This window comes from Legionella quinlivanii, from assembly GCF_003265995.1.
In the GTDB taxonomy this organism is placed as follows: domain Bacteria; phylum Pseudomonadota; class Gammaproteobacteria; order Legionellales; family Legionellaceae; genus Legionella_C; species Legionella_C quinlivanii_A.
The window spans coordinates 15269-28379 of the sequence record NZ_MVJN01000013.1; the positions used below are offsets into that span (position 1 = coordinate 15269).

Consider the following 13111-nt stretch of genomic DNA (forward strand, 5'->3'; position numbering starts at 1 on the left):
TTTTTTCTTCTTATGCCAAGCAACACTTAGGCACAAAGCAATGAATCATCCTCCATCGTTTGTTGTTCCAATTCTAATTCCAGGATTCTTTGCTGCTCCCATAATGCTTCCAGTTCTTGACGAGCATCATGTATTTTCTTTCGCATGAGTAAAATACTTTCTTCATCGGATTGCTGGATAATCGCCTGCTTCAACGTATCTAACAAGGTGGCCTTTGCGCAAATGGCTGCCTCAACTGCCGCCAAACGAGGCTCTTGATTGTCCTCCTTGGATAGATTAGTGCGGGGATTAATCTCTGTGTCTTTATCTTCTTGCCAACGGGTTTCACGAAGCACTTGCTTATCTTTAAACTGGCCCCCCAGATAAAAATGGTTATAAAACCCCTTGGGGGTTTGCCATTGCTTCGCCCGTAAAAGCTTGGAAAGGATATTGTTTCTGTGTTTGAAACAAGTGACTTTAGGCAGATAGAACTGCGTGTTTAACAAGGCAAATAAGTACTCTGCTGCCAGCTGTTTCGGTGCGGATATCTGAACCTTGTTTTTAACCAGTAAATTGAAAAATGTACCGGAGATCAATTCTTTTATGGGCTCCGGTATTTCTTCTTTAACGTCAGAAAGTAAAAACTGCTGTACTGCTTCAAATTGTTTAATGGTTCGCTGATGCTTGTCCTTATCCACAGATGAGAATAAATTTCTACCAATAATATTAGTTTTAAGAGAAGAGCTATAAAGATCACTTATATATAGACTGCGCAAATTGAGAGGTTCGATCATCTCAAAAATGCTTTTATTTGAACAACTTGCCTTCTTATTATCTGAAGTAATGTCGGGGTTTGATTTACGCCGTTTACTGTGAATTGAATTACTTTCATCCGACAAGTTTTTCGACTCGTTACCAGGTTGTTTGAGGATAGAGAGAAATTTCTCGGTAATATTGATATAAGCACCCTTCTTAACTTGAAACTCACCGTTTGCTGTTCGTGTAAATAAAGCCTGACGACGCTCAATAAAGCCCTTATCAGAAAACTCTTTTAAATAACGCTGAAAAGTTCCCTTGGGAATGCCTGTATCAGTAGCGATTTCTTCATATGGTTTCATGAACCATTTATTACTGGAACCTTTTAATTGATAGGTGCTTTTTTCCCATCCTAATAGAAGGTAATCCATAAAATGTGCTTTTGCTACTGAGGGTATAACCGCGACTAGATGTTTAAATCTCGCGTGAAAAATGGAACAAAAGTTCCCCATAGATAATTCCTTATCTTATTGTTTTTTTTAGGGAACGAAGCTAATATATGGGTGTGTTTATAAACAAGCAACATATCTCGATCAAATTCATTCGAGAATGTATTTAGCTTCATTCTTGGCTTGTTTTCACAGTTGTGAGGAGTTGCCGCTCTTCACAACTGTCGTCTTCTTTTATCTTCTACATTTTTTTCCCTTTGCTTATCTTAAATGTTCGACTATGAGAATCTAAGAATTTATCACTATCTGGATTTATACGTGATCTGAAGTCTTCGTGTCAATACTCAATACAGCAAATTCAATTGGAATTTGTTCCTACTATAACTTCCTGATTTTACTTCGATTAGACCTGTAGACAGGGCTATTTAATTATTCTAAATAAAATAGTCAATACAGTATTGAGTATTGGTGGGTAATTATGTATTGTTAACTGCTAGAAAATACAAATTGGAGTTATAAATGAAATCTAAAACCCCGCGTGTTTTAGTTGTAGCCAACAATAAAGGAGGAGTAGGTAAGAGTCTGATAAGCCAGTTGATCTCAACATATATCGCTTTTAAAAAAAATAAAAAAGTTCTGGTTCTTGATTTTGATCCACAAGGAAATATGTCATATAGGTTTTTGCGAGATACTCGGATTAGGGAAATGTCTAACTACAAACCCCCATTGCATCCTGATTATGATCCTAATAGCAAAGATGATGAGGGATGGGATGGGCGATCCTCTGCACTAGATATGTGGACAGGAAATCCAGTAGTTCCTTACCCTACTGATCTCGAAAATTTAGATATCTTACCAAGTAATGCAGGCCTAATTAAGGATATCGAATCATTTGAATATAGCGAAACCTTGGAAAGTATAGTTCAAAGAGCGTACGATTTCTTTGCAATGGATGATTTTATTGAATGCGGTTATGATTTGGTAATAATTGACACTCCACCAGCAAAAGGCCCTTTGACCCAAAGCGCTATCCGTGCTGCTACGCATGTTCTCATTCCAATAGAACTAAGCAATAAATCTTTGCAAGGGTTAGCAGGAATGGTTGATTTAGTAAATCGACAAAATATACATAGACCAGCAAACGCGCAAGCTAAAATTATTGGACTGCTAAAAAATAAAGTGGATTACAATAAAAGGACTCCACAGAATCGTATTGTCGAAACCATAAAATCAAATGAGATGCTCTGTAAATTACTTTTAGATAATGTTGAGATACATGATTCCCCTAGAGCTGTTGATATTGATGAAGATCAAGCTCCCATAACTGCTCCTTACACTGAGTTAAAAGAAAATGATAGGTTCGCCATAGAAGCAATTGAGCTCGGTGAGTTTGTGTATCAAAAAGTATTAAATGATAAGGATAAGAGAAATGAAAAAGAAAATCATTGCAACCTCGCTCAAGCTTAAAAACAGCAAGCCAGATACGGTTATGCGGGCAGGTATAACTGCTAATACAAAATATACAAGAGGCAAACAATTAGTGGAGCACGATCCATTACACTTAATACCAGATCCTTATAATCCTAGGCCAGGAGATAAAATCGATGACACATGGATAAGGTACAATCTGAAAATAGATACAAAAGAAAGTCTTTGTCGATCAGACCCAACAACAGGAGAGTATATAATACCAAGCTTTTCTGAAGTTTGTACTTCAGATAATGATGAGCTAGAAGACAGTTATAACTTTCTAAGAGATCTTGCCTATTCAATTAGAAATGATGGTTTGATAGAACCTATCGAGATTTTTTTAGCTGATAAAGAAAATGATCCGGATTATTTCCTCAATTCCGAGAAACAATATGGGTATGTTATCCTAGAGGGGCATCAAAGGAGATTAGCCGCAATTATGGCGGGTGTTCCTAATGTTACTTGTATAGAAATTACTGATGAAAGCTTACTCGCTAAACTTAAAGTAAAACACAGGAAATTAAGAAGACAACTTTCTGAAAATAACTTAAGAAAAGGCCTAACTGTTGCTCAAAATTTTTTGATAGTCCAAAATCTATTATTAGATGATGAAACGATTGATTTATCCAATAAGGAGTTGTCTTCAATAATAGGTTTAAATGAAGCAATAGCTAGTGCATTGAAAATTATTTGTCTTAAGCCAGAGAAGTTTCCTCCCATTTTTTTTTCCAAACTGAATGCCAATCAATTATCGTTCAAAACGATACGTATGCTTGTTCCAAAAACATATGCAGAGATTGAAAATATTTTGAATGGTGGTGAACCTGTTAAGTCTAAGCCGGAGCACAAACCTCAGCCTAGAGGTCGTCAGGGAGGAGCTAAAAAGAAATATGCAACCTTCAAAGTTAGTGATGAAAGAGAAACATCAGTTCTTTATAAAGTTCTTCTTTCGAGATTTCCTGAAATTGACGACGTGAACAAGGAAATTACATTCAAAAGCTTAGAAGACCTACTATATAAAGTAAAAGAATTAGCCCTAAACGAAAAATTATGACCCGGGTCATAATTTTGTAACTAATTGAATTTTAAAGTAATTTTAATTATTTAGATTTTTTTGATTATGAATGGGAATGATTATGATTGAGGGCTTTAAGAAGAAAAAAATGATTTTTCGCTCACCACAAAAAAAAGAGAAATGGTTGGTGTGTGTGCGCTTTCCAACCGATATTAAGAAAAAACTAAAGATTCAGGCAGAAAGAGATTACCCAGGTCGGAGTAAGCAGTCTAGTTTAATAGAGGATGCAGTGAATTACTATTTGTATACCATATCAAAAATAAATTGGGCGGATTATGAAAGAGATCCAGATTATATTGAATTGATTGATGACATTCACGAGGGGTTGAACCAATCACCATTAGAAGGGCCAACTCAAGTATTTTTCACTCAAGAAACTCAAGGAAAGATAATAGAGCTTGAAAAGAAAATAAAGCTTACAAGACCTTTGATGAAGGACGTTAGGATCGGATTAATAAGAAAATCAGTGTCTATTAGACTTAGCTTGGGAGACAAAGCTTTCTTTGACAAAATTATGTCAGAGAAGGAATAAGTCCGTAGGTTTAATCTCAATTAAATTGAATTTTGCAGAGCCACCAGAACTTCCTTCCTTAGTCGAAGGTAGTGGCTCTGATGAACCTCGTTTTTGAGTTCTCAAATCTAGTTCCCGTCTAATGATATACATACACCTAAGGAAAATGCTTCAAACCCTCTAGTCCGCAGAAGATGTGCCACATATTCACTTCTTACTCCCTGTGAACAATATACAAGTATTTTTTTATAAGGTAATTGGGGAAGGCTTTTGATTAGCTCGGAGAATGGTAAGTGTAGCTGGTTTAATACAAGCATTTTGGAACGATCTTCATTTAACTCTCTAACATCTATAACTATATAATCATTCACCTCTATATCTTCTAGCCTGATTCTATAGCTAATTGCTGGCCATGTAACTAATTTAGCCTTACAAGACGTACAAGTTGGATTCTTAAGAAGTTCAAGCTTTTCAGAAGAAAAGTCATCGCAGTTAATTCTAAGTAACTTGCTTTCCAAGGGTGTTTTATGACAGATTATTTGAATAGCAATTGAAGCTGCAATACTACCAGCAATACCAGAGGTAGTGCCAATAATTCCTGATAATGAACAGCTTTGGACAATGTTCGGAGGTGGAGGTTCAGGAAAAATACAGCGATAGCATGCTACCTTGGGATTGATTGTGGCAATTTGAATTTGCGATTTGTAAATACTAGCACTAATAAGTGGTAAATTTAACTGACAACAAATGTCATTTGCTAAATATCTGGTTTGAAAGTTATCAGAACCATCAATGATAAGTTCGTATTTGTGAAAAATCTCTTTTGCATTCTTAATCGTTAATTTCTCTGCATAGGGATTAATACTAATTCCAGAGTTTAACGTTTTAAGTTTCTGAACACCTTGGAGAGCTTTGTTTTTTCCTATATCTTTTTCAGAAAATAGAATTTGGCGATGAAGATTTGTCAGGTCAACATCATCGAAGTCAATAAGTCCTAGAGTACTAATACCAGAGCCGGCAAGGTATAAACTTAGTGGCGATCCTACTCCTCCTGCCCCAATGATTAATACAGAAGTGTTTTCCAAATTATACTGGCCTTCTTTCCCTAAAATTGGGATTTGTCTACAATATCTATTATTCATATAGCAAATACTTTGGGATATTTGAACGAATGGAAGCTCTAGGTATAATAACCTACTTTAGATTAAAAGGTTAGGAAGATAACTATAATGAATAGTTCAAGGAATATGATTGTTAGTGGACTATTCTCAAGCATTGGTTTCATCTACTTCTTTATTCTTCCTGTATACATTCCAATAAGAGCTTTAGGTATCGAAACTCATTTTTACGACAAGGTTGGGAGAAGCCCATTCGAGTTAATTTTATATTTTTCACAAATTACCATGTTGTTAGCATGCAATAGTATGCTCTTGTCGTTCTTCTATCAGTTTCTCAGTAAAACATTATCAAAAAAAGGTGGTGCGAATCGCATCCTACATATATATAGATTGGTAGCTATAGTTTTTAGTGGTTTTTTTACTATCACCAGCTACTTTGTAATGAATACACACAATATACTTTCACTGTATGCTTGGAGCGGGGCGCACTATTTTGTTATCTGTTTTTTCCAGTTATTAGTCAGAGAGGAAATTAGCAACTCCAGAAAAACTAATTTGTCTGCTGCTCATGGTAATAATTATTTCGGAATTATTTTAAATTTTTCCGGCGTAATAACGCTTGGAATATTTAGCTGGTTTTTCGCAAATGATTATGCCGAGCGATACAGCGAATTCTGTATGGTTTTGGAGATGGCGTTTGTTTGTTATCTAGTATTTGTTCGTAAATATCATCTATCTTTCAGAGAAATATGTGATCAATTTTCGTTCATGCAAATTTTAATTGCTTTTTTACTGATTTTTTTAATGTTGATTGTTGCATCAATAGTATCAACTGCATTCATGCTTTCAGGTTGGGTTGGGGCTTTATTGATACTTATAGTTATTGCTTACTTTTATAAAATTCATCAAATTGAAATCGAAAAAATTGATTTGCAGATGCTAGTTAGCATTGGCCTTGGTTATGGTTTGGTTTTAGCTGTATTAACTGGATCAATTTTAACCTACTTTGTTAAAAGTGAGTCCAATAGTCTAAATGTATTTAATTATACTTATTCTTGCGAACCTTTTTTCTCCATACTTATTGGCCTCATATTCACCTTATTTCTTTTAAAAAGAAATGTAACATTTTCTAGGAAAGAGCTAATGAGTTCTATATTTTATATAAACCTGCTCGTTCCTGTTTTTTTGGGTTTATTTTTTTGGTCTATAAATAAACAGGTGATCGGTTTGAGTTTATTATTGTTTATTTTTGCTGCTTATGCATTCTTAGAGTATCTAAGCTTGTTTTATGTTCGGCAGGTTGCGCAATTGGAGCAGTATAACGAATTGCAGGGTGCAAAATTAACTAACTTTCATTCCCTTGTTTTAAACGGGTTAAGTCCAGCCTTATTATATTTGCTCATTCGTGGACTATCAAAATTAACCATACTAGAGCTAAAACACATTTTAATAATAGCAATTGCAATTTTAACTATTATCTCAACATTATGCAGCTTAATGCAAAAATACTTCAGTAAGATATGAAACAGAAAAACGTGTTACTTATAGGGCCATCGTTTTTGTATGACCAGATAGATTCTCAAATTCTAAAAGAGAATAATATTTATCCAATCTACTCCTTCAAGAAAGGGATTGAACATACAAACATTTCAGATGAATATGAAGCAGTTTATTATGAGGATCTGACATTCCAGCATTTTCTAGAAATAATATCCCAAAAAAAGCCAGATGCTATTGTTTGCTACAACGATAATTTTTTGGTGCAGGTTGCACAATTAAGAGATTATTTCTCTATTCCGGGGATGGGGGTTAAAGAAATCACAAAATTTAAAATAAAATCCCAAATGTATGATCTTCTTTGTGGAACACTATCTACTCCAAAAACAGTCGTATTCGATTCTTCTATAACTCCAAGGTTACTTAGAGAAAGATTAGGAGAGGGAGATTACTTTATAAAACCTGATAATTTAGCTGGTGCAGAAGGCACTTTACAGGTTAAATCTGTAGAAATTGAAAGTTGCTGGGAAAAATTTAAATCTCGGAATGAAAAACAATTCATCATTCAAAAATTCTACGATCTTCCATTGGTTCATTGTGAGTCATATATACAACAAGGACAAATTAAGTATTTACAAGCAAGACAATACTCTTACCCCAACCACCTGTTTTTAAAAGGTAAGATAATTTCTAGTTTTCCAATACAAAATCATTATCTAGAAGAGAAAATAGAATCAGCGAGTAAACTAGTTGCAAGTGTTATGAATTTTACTAATGGAGTCATGCACACTGAGTTTTTCGTGGATAATGATGGAACGCTTATTTTTCTGGAGACTAACATTCGTCAAGCTGGTGGAGCAATTAATCTAATTCACAAAAAGCGATCCGGTCTTAGCATGGAAACAGCGATGATACTTTTAGAATTAAATAAGCCATTACCTTTAAAAGAAAATTTTGAAGGGTTTCAAATAAGTGGATATATTCCCATGCAAAAGGGTAAAGTTATGAGTATTACATTACCCAAGCTGAAGGGAGAGTACAATTTCGATGTTCGAGTAAAGGTGGGGGATATTTGTGAACATCCTATTTCCGCTAGTAATGCTTCAATAGCATTCCTTGGTGAGAGTGATAGCGTTGAAAACCTACTAGATGATTTCCGTTGGTTAGAAAATAATAGTATTATTGAGTATCAAAATGTAAGGTAGGTATACTTGTGGATACTGAAGATATAATAATTGCATATGAGGATATTTTTGAGTTCTTTGATTTCGACAATCAGGAAGGTAATACTGATGAGTCCATATCTTTAAATTCTATTGATTTTATATAATGCTTTTTATTCAATTAAGTTTGCCAGGTAGTTTAGAAATATATAATGGGAATTACGAGGTTAACTCTAATGAGTTATGGACTGAACTGCTTAAAGGTTTGATTGGTGGCGACTATGACATACTTTTTAATAATGATGGAAAACCTAAACCATTTATAGCTATCTATCTGAATAAAAATAAAGTCTTAGATCTAAATGGATTACATTGTCATGATAAAGATAGCTTACTGATTATTTCTGCAACCTCTGGTGGATAGTCTATGGCACGAATTAAGCCATCATTGGAAACCGTCAAATACTTATTAGAAAATCTAGACAAATTTGGTATTTCTAGGATTTCCGATTTAACTTATCTAGATAGTTCATTTAAGCTTTTTGTTTATTCCGCAATAAGACCTTCTGCAAAGTCGCTTACCAGTAGCATGGGAAAGGGCATCACTATCGAAGATGCCAAATGCTCTGCTCTAATGGAGTCGGTTGAGACCTTCTATGCAGAGGAGGTTCTTCCAGATGTTTCAAACACTTCACTAAAAAACATCATTTCGAGCAATAATTATTTTATAAGACCTGACCAAATTTCTTCATTGGTGTCAATCAGTGAAGAGTTTCCTATAGATTGGTGTTGGGGAACTCTTCTTAATTTACAAAAAGAGGTCTTAATTCCACACTGTTTCCTAAGCCTCGACAGTAACAACGTAATGAATAGGCTAGTAGGTCAGAACTCTAATGGTTTAGCATCTGGAAATTCTTTTGAAGAAGCACTTATTTATAGTTTTTGGGAGTTAAATGAACGAATTTCAGTTAAAAATAACAAAAAGAGTGAAGTGTTGGTAGATAAAAAATTTTCTTTTTGTATTGATGACAATATTGAATGTATTTTTTATCTGTATGAAAGTCCTTTTTGTATTCCTGTAGTAGGATGTCAAATTAGAAATAAGAGTCCTTTAGATATCGGTAAAATATTTGCAGGTTATGCTAGTCATTCCAATATTTACTTTGCTATGGAAAGAGCATTATTTGAGGCCATTCAATCAAAAGTAGGGGTGATCTCAGGGGTTCGTGACGATATTACTGATGAATTATACGTGAGAGCCAGTAAGAAAACGAAACTTAAAGAATCCCCTAGAATAGAAAGAATGCGATTAAACTATGCTCTTTATGAGATCTCAGTATCTGAAGAATACAAAAACATTAAAAACATATTAAGTCAGTATAAAAAAGATTTGGCCTACTATTGTTATACCCAGAGTGAAATCACTGTTTTGAAGTCATTTTTGGTTGATATATGAGAATCGATAGGGCTATTTTTATCGAATCCACATTATCAAATATAGAAATGAAAAAATATTTGACGGACTTCGACCTTATCTTACCAAGTATAAGAAGAGGACATTTATTGAATTTGTATTTTTCCTATCCAACAATTAAAGAGGTTGTTATTGTTGATGGCGTATTTGATCAACAGCCCAGCATTACTCATAAAGAAATTTTGTGGTTGTTATCTCGTGGTATTAAAGTAGTAGGTATTGGCTCGATGGGGGCATTAAGAGCATTTGAGCTTAGAAAAGTAGGGATGTTGGGTTTTGGTTGGGTGTACGAACAATTCTTGAATCATTATGTTGATGGAGACGACGAAGTCGCAGTGTCGTATGACCCTCGAGATCCTTCTAATTCGAAAACTCTGGCTATCATAAATTTTAGGAAAACAGCCCTGGAGCATAATGAACTTCAAAGCTATTTATCTATTATAAAAAACATCCACTTCAAACAGAGAACTTGGGAGACGTTATCCACATATTTGAGAAGTGATATCCTAGACAAATTTCGCAAACTCTATGTGGATATTAAAAAAGAGGATGTATTGAATTATTTTAGAAATGAAATTGAGCCTAAATTTTCACCAAATATTAAGTTTATTCCAAATATATATTTTAATTCAGCACAACAGATGTACTCTTATAAGTCGGTGTTAAAGTTTATTCGTGATCGATTGGAACAAATTAATGCAGCCGAATGTCTAACCAACCTTTCTTGCAAAGGTGATTATTTAAATATCTGTAAATTCTTAGCAATCTCACCAGATTATATTGGGAGGATAGCTTCAGTTTTAGACAAATACTCAGGAGTAATCCCAAACAAAGATAAAATAAAGCCATTCATCATGAAATTTAAGGTAGAACTAAATTTAGATTCTATACAAGCTATTCATGATTATTTTAACAAAATTGAAATACCGATGTCGCAGGTAAAAAAGATTTTTGAAAATTTAACAAAACTATTTGACTATTTTTTATGTACATTAAATTGATTGAGATATTTCATTGAAAAGCATCCAGACAGAAACTGGGAATTTATTGGTAATTGTAATGCACTAACCTTTTGCAATTGTATGTTTGGGTCTTCAAAAAATGATAGAGAACTTTGGTTGTTATCACTAGGACTACTATTCCAGCGATGATTAATATCTAATTCAGTTACAGAAGTGCTTTTGTAAAGTAAGGTGTTGGTTGCAATCTCACAAGACTTAAGCTCATGAAGCGTGTTTGTAAATGCAATTTTGATTTCTTGGGATAATTTATTTAAGTTAGAAATTTGATTTGGTTTGAATAGAAAATCATCTTTATTTAAAGAGTAGTAAACTGTTTCGGTTGACTCAAAGGGAACAAGCTTGTGTGGGACCATAAATATTGGTGTTGATTCAGATTTATATACCTCTATGTAGGTATTTCTTAAAAAACTGATTGGAGCATTCGCTTCACATAAAGATGGCATATATGCAGATTGATCCCCGCATGCCACGTATAGAAGATACTTAATAATTTCTTTTATGAAACTATTTGATGTAATTCGATTCTTTAAAATGACAGTTGTTAAAATATAGTCATAAAGCAAAGAGTTTCTTTTAAATAGATGGTCTTCATTTGCAATACGATTAAGATAGTTGGCAAACTCGGGTGATCGGTAAGCTTTTTCCTCCCACGATGTAGGAAAGGCTAGAAGAGTGGCTGTCCAGTCTGGTTTTGCATAATCACAAATTTCTTTAAAAATATGAAATTGTTCAGTAAAGCATTTTGGAGGCTCGGAGGAAAGGTTATACCTTTTTTTCAAATTAGCGTGTTTTTTCTTGTCACTAAATTTATTTAACAAAATAAAAGAGTTTTTTATACCAGCTGTCATCTTTAATATGTCGGAAGGTTCATAAAGATAGTTATTTTTTAAAAATTTAGTGTAAGGAAAAACCTGACCAGGCTTATATATCTTCCAAGGTGATATATTATTATTAAACTCCATATACATCTCGAAATTGTTCTCAAAAACCATGCAAAACGGCATAGTTTGAGATTTTTGACAGTTTGGGAAGTAAAAGAATGACTCGTCCCCAACTTGTTGACCGTAACGATATTTGAGCTTTGTGACGGTATCCGGTACCAAACTCCTATCACTCTCAATAATGTTATAGAGCGTAGGGTTAACTTGGAGTACCTGTTGTTTTATATCATCCCAAGAGCAATTGTATTGTACACAGTTGGCCATGTAATTCTTTTGAAGTTTTTGACAATCATACATTTTAGTCGAAAAAAAATCGAGTAAAAAGTTGAAATTTATTTTCGCTAAAGTTAATATCATTCCGAATTTAGAACACCAAGAGCGCAGTCGCCAAACAGTACTCTTGGTGTAACCGACATTACACAAAAGAATGTCTTAGCCTCGATAATACCATTTAAAGCAAGCTAATTCATTCAAAAATAAGGAAATTAAAGAATGAGAGCTCTGCGCTATATTTCACTCCAAGTTTAAAACTTAACAATAATACTTTGTTATTAGAATTTAATGGCAATTCTCAACTACCAAGTTACGGATAATTAACATGGCTGTACTACGCATTCATAAAAAACAACAAAATTTTCTCATTCTCGATAAAACCTGCCTCAATGATATGTCCTTATCATGGGGGGCAAAAGGCCTGCACACTTACCTAATGTCTTTGCCCGATGATTGGAGGGTTCGAGTTACCGACCTAAAAGAGAGGGCTACGAATGGCAGGGACGCTGTGCGAAAATTGATCAAAGAGCTAGAAGAAACTGGTTATATTCAGAAGTCACTCTGCCGAGATGAGGAAAATGGCCGGTTTGGTGGCATAGAGTATTTGGTGCTAGAAATTCCAGTTATCACAAATAATGAATTATTGCCCCCCGTTAAGGAAGGGCTCTCAATGAATCCAGGCCCTAGCTATCCGGCGCCTGAAAATCCGTCTCTGGAGAATCCGGGGCTGGAAAAGACGACGCTAATAAATAATAAGTATACTAAGGATCCATATAACCAAGGATTAATTAAAAAAACAGCAGCAGAGAGCAACTTATCGACTGGCTCTTATGGAACAACTAAAAGGTCCCAGGCTGCTGCTGTTAAATCTCTCGATTTGAAAGCGATTAATACCTCCAAAGAGACCACAAGGCTAAACTCAAACGATGCCATGATTGGAGTGGAGCTCACCCCAAATCAGATTATTCGCGTAGAGCAGTTGATATCCAAAATCCACATGGAAGACAAAGGAGGGCTTTTCGAAGAAATAAGCTACTGCCTTTTAAGCAAAAAACACTTTTCTGCCTGCGGCCTCGACTTTTCTAGAAAACTGAATGCAATCCAAACAGTGATTGCTAAAGGACATTGGCAAACACCAGTCGAACTGATTTCAGAGAAAAAGCAAACATTACACTCCACAACGCAAGCGCTTGAGCAAAATTTATGTGAGGCGCATGCCGAAGCGAATCATTTTAAAAAACTGCTGTCTTCCGCTGCCCCCACTCAACGCGCTAGCCTGACTCAGTTGATACGAGGAGCAGAAGAAAAAATCCTGAAATTAGGACAATTATTACTTCAAGCCAAATTAAATAACCGGGCGGCGTTTTAGTTGCATTGATTGAG

Annotated in this window: 12 protein-coding genes; 9 read left to right on the forward strand and 3 right to left on the reverse strand. The window is 34.7% G+C overall.

Annotated elements, in window-relative coordinates; all coding sequences use genetic code 11:
• Positions 1 to 26: 26 nt before the first annotated feature.
• A complete protein-coding gene (locus B1207_RS14330) occupies positions 27 to 1166 on the reverse strand; it encodes a helix-turn-helix domain-containing protein (protein ID WP_253255877.1) in 1140 nt (379 codons plus the stop codon).
• 537 nt (positions 1167 to 1703) lie between these two features.
• Here B1207_RS14330 and B1207_RS14335 point away from each other — a divergent pair.
• From B1207_RS14335 to B1207_RS14345, 3 genes are all read left to right on the forward strand, one after another.
• Positions 1704 to 2651, forward strand: a complete 948-nt coding sequence (locus B1207_RS14335; protein ID WP_112220584.1) for a ParA family protein — start codon at positions 1704 to 1706, stop codon at positions 2649 to 2651.
• Positions 2614 to 3708, forward strand: coding sequence for a ParB/RepB/Spo0J family partition protein (locus tag B1207_RS14340; RefSeq protein ID WP_112220585.1), 1095 nt, complete (start codon positions 2614 to 2616; stop codon positions 3706 to 3708). Before B1207_RS14335 ends, B1207_RS14340 begins: the two co-directional genes overlap by 38 nt.
• 82 nt (positions 3709 to 3790) lie before the next feature.
• A complete protein-coding gene (locus tag B1207_RS14345) occupies positions 3791 to 4261 on the forward strand; it encodes a hypothetical protein (RefSeq protein WP_112220586.1) in 471 nt (156 codons plus the stop codon).
• A gap of 107 nt (positions 4262 to 4368) precedes the next feature.
• On the opposite strand, the gene B1207_RS14350 is transcribed toward B1207_RS14345, so the two are convergent.
• On the reverse strand, positions 4369 to 5382 hold the full coding sequence (locus tag B1207_RS14350; protein ID WP_112220587.1) for a HesA/MoeB/ThiF family protein: 1014 nt from the start codon (positions 5380 to 5382) through the stop codon (positions 4369 to 4371).
• A 105-nt stretch (positions 5383 to 5487) separates the two neighbouring features.
• Between B1207_RS14350 and B1207_RS14355 the strand changes: the two genes are divergently transcribed.
• The 5 genes from B1207_RS14355 (at position 5488) to B1207_RS14375 (ending at position 10493) form a co-directional block, all read left to right on the forward strand.
• On the forward strand, positions 5488 to 6882 hold the full coding sequence (locus tag B1207_RS14355) for a hypothetical protein (protein WP_146740072.1): 1395 nt from the start codon (positions 5488 to 5490) through the stop codon (positions 6880 to 6882).
• Positions 6879 to 8060: an ATP-grasp domain-containing protein gene (locus B1207_RS14360; protein WP_112220589.1), complete on the forward strand. Its 1182-nt coding sequence runs from the start codon at positions 6879 to 6881 to the stop codon at positions 8058 to 8060. Before B1207_RS14355 ends, B1207_RS14360 begins: the two co-directional genes overlap by 4 nt.
• A gap of 124 nt (positions 8061 to 8184) precedes the next feature.
• Complete coding sequence (locus B1207_RS14365) at positions 8185 to 8442, forward strand: hypothetical protein (protein ID WP_112220590.1); 258 nt, start codon at positions 8185 to 8187, stop codon at positions 8440 to 8442.
• Positions 8443 to 8445: 3 nt separating this feature from the next.
• On the forward strand, positions 8446 to 9474 hold the full coding sequence (locus B1207_RS14370) for a YcaO-like family protein (protein WP_112220591.1): 1029 nt from the start codon (positions 8446 to 8448) through the stop codon (positions 9472 to 9474).
• A gap of 47 nt (positions 9475 to 9521) precedes the next feature.
• On the forward strand, positions 9522 to 10493 hold the full coding sequence (locus B1207_RS14375; protein WP_172458312.1) for a TfuA-like protein: 972 nt from the start codon (positions 9522 to 9524) through the stop codon (positions 10491 to 10493).
• Here the strand turns inward: B1207_RS14375 and B1207_RS14380 are convergent.
• The gene (locus B1207_RS14380; protein ID WP_146740073.1) at positions 10469 to 11719 is read right to left on the reverse strand and encodes a hypothetical protein; all 1251 of its coding nucleotides are present in this window, start codon (positions 11717 to 11719) and stop codon (positions 10469 to 10471) included. The genes B1207_RS14375 and B1207_RS14380 overlap by 25 nt on opposite strands.
• Before the next feature lie 334 nt (positions 11720 to 12053).
• On the opposite strand from B1207_RS14380, the gene B1207_RS14385 reads away from it, so the two are divergent.
• Positions 12054 to 13097 carry a replication protein gene (locus tag B1207_RS14385; RefSeq protein ID WP_112220594.1) on the forward strand — a complete coding sequence of 348 codons (1044 nt, stop codon included), beginning with the start codon at positions 12054 to 12056 and terminating at the stop codon, positions 13095 to 13097.
• The last annotated feature ends 14 nt before the right edge of the window (positions 13098 to 13111 follow it).

What these genes read in the sequence shown, in the direction of transcription:
- B1207_RS14330 (WP_253255877.1), bottom strand. Translation starts at nt 1,166, where the DNA reads ATGGATTACCTTCTATTAGGATGGGAAAAAAGCACCTATCAATTAAAA.
- B1207_RS14335 (WP_112220584.1), top strand. Translation starts at nt 1,704, where the DNA reads ATGAAATCTAAAACCCCGCGTGTTTTAGTTGTAGCCAACAATAAAGGA.
- B1207_RS14340 (WP_112220585.1), top strand. Translation starts at nt 2,614, where the DNA reads ATGAAAAAGAAAATCATTGCAACCTCGCTCAAGCTTAAAAACAGCAAG.
- B1207_RS14345 (WP_112220586.1), top strand. Translation starts at nt 3,791, where the DNA reads ATGATTGAGGGCTTTAAGAAGAAAAAAATGATTTTTCGCTCACCACAA.
- B1207_RS14350 (WP_112220587.1), bottom strand. Translation starts at nt 5,382, where the DNA reads ATGAATAATAGATATTGTAGACAAATCCCAATTTTAGGGAAAGAAGGC.
- B1207_RS14355 (WP_146740072.1), top strand. Translation starts at nt 5,488, where the DNA reads ATGATTGTTAGTGGACTATTCTCAAGCATTGGTTTCATCTACTTCTTT.
- B1207_RS14360 (WP_112220589.1), top strand. Translation starts at nt 6,879, where the DNA reads ATGAAACAGAAAAACGTGTTACTTATAGGGCCATCGTTTTTGTATGAC.
- B1207_RS14365 (WP_112220590.1), top strand. Translation starts at nt 8,185, where the DNA reads ATGCTTTTTATTCAATTAAGTTTGCCAGGTAGTTTAGAAATATATAAT.
- B1207_RS14370 (WP_112220591.1), top strand. Translation starts at nt 8,446, where the DNA reads ATGGCACGAATTAAGCCATCATTGGAAACCGTCAAATACTTATTAGAA.
- B1207_RS14375 (WP_172458312.1), top strand. Translation starts at nt 9,522, where the DNA reads ATGAAAAAATATTTGACGGACTTCGACCTTATCTTACCAAGTATAAGA.
- B1207_RS14380 (WP_146740073.1), bottom strand. Translation starts at nt 11,719, where the DNA reads ATGGCCAACTGTGTACAATACAATTGCTCTTGGGATGATATAAAACAA.
- B1207_RS14385 (WP_112220594.1), top strand. Translation starts at nt 12,054, where the DNA reads ATGGCTGTACTACGCATTCATAAAAAACAACAAAATTTTCTCATTCTC.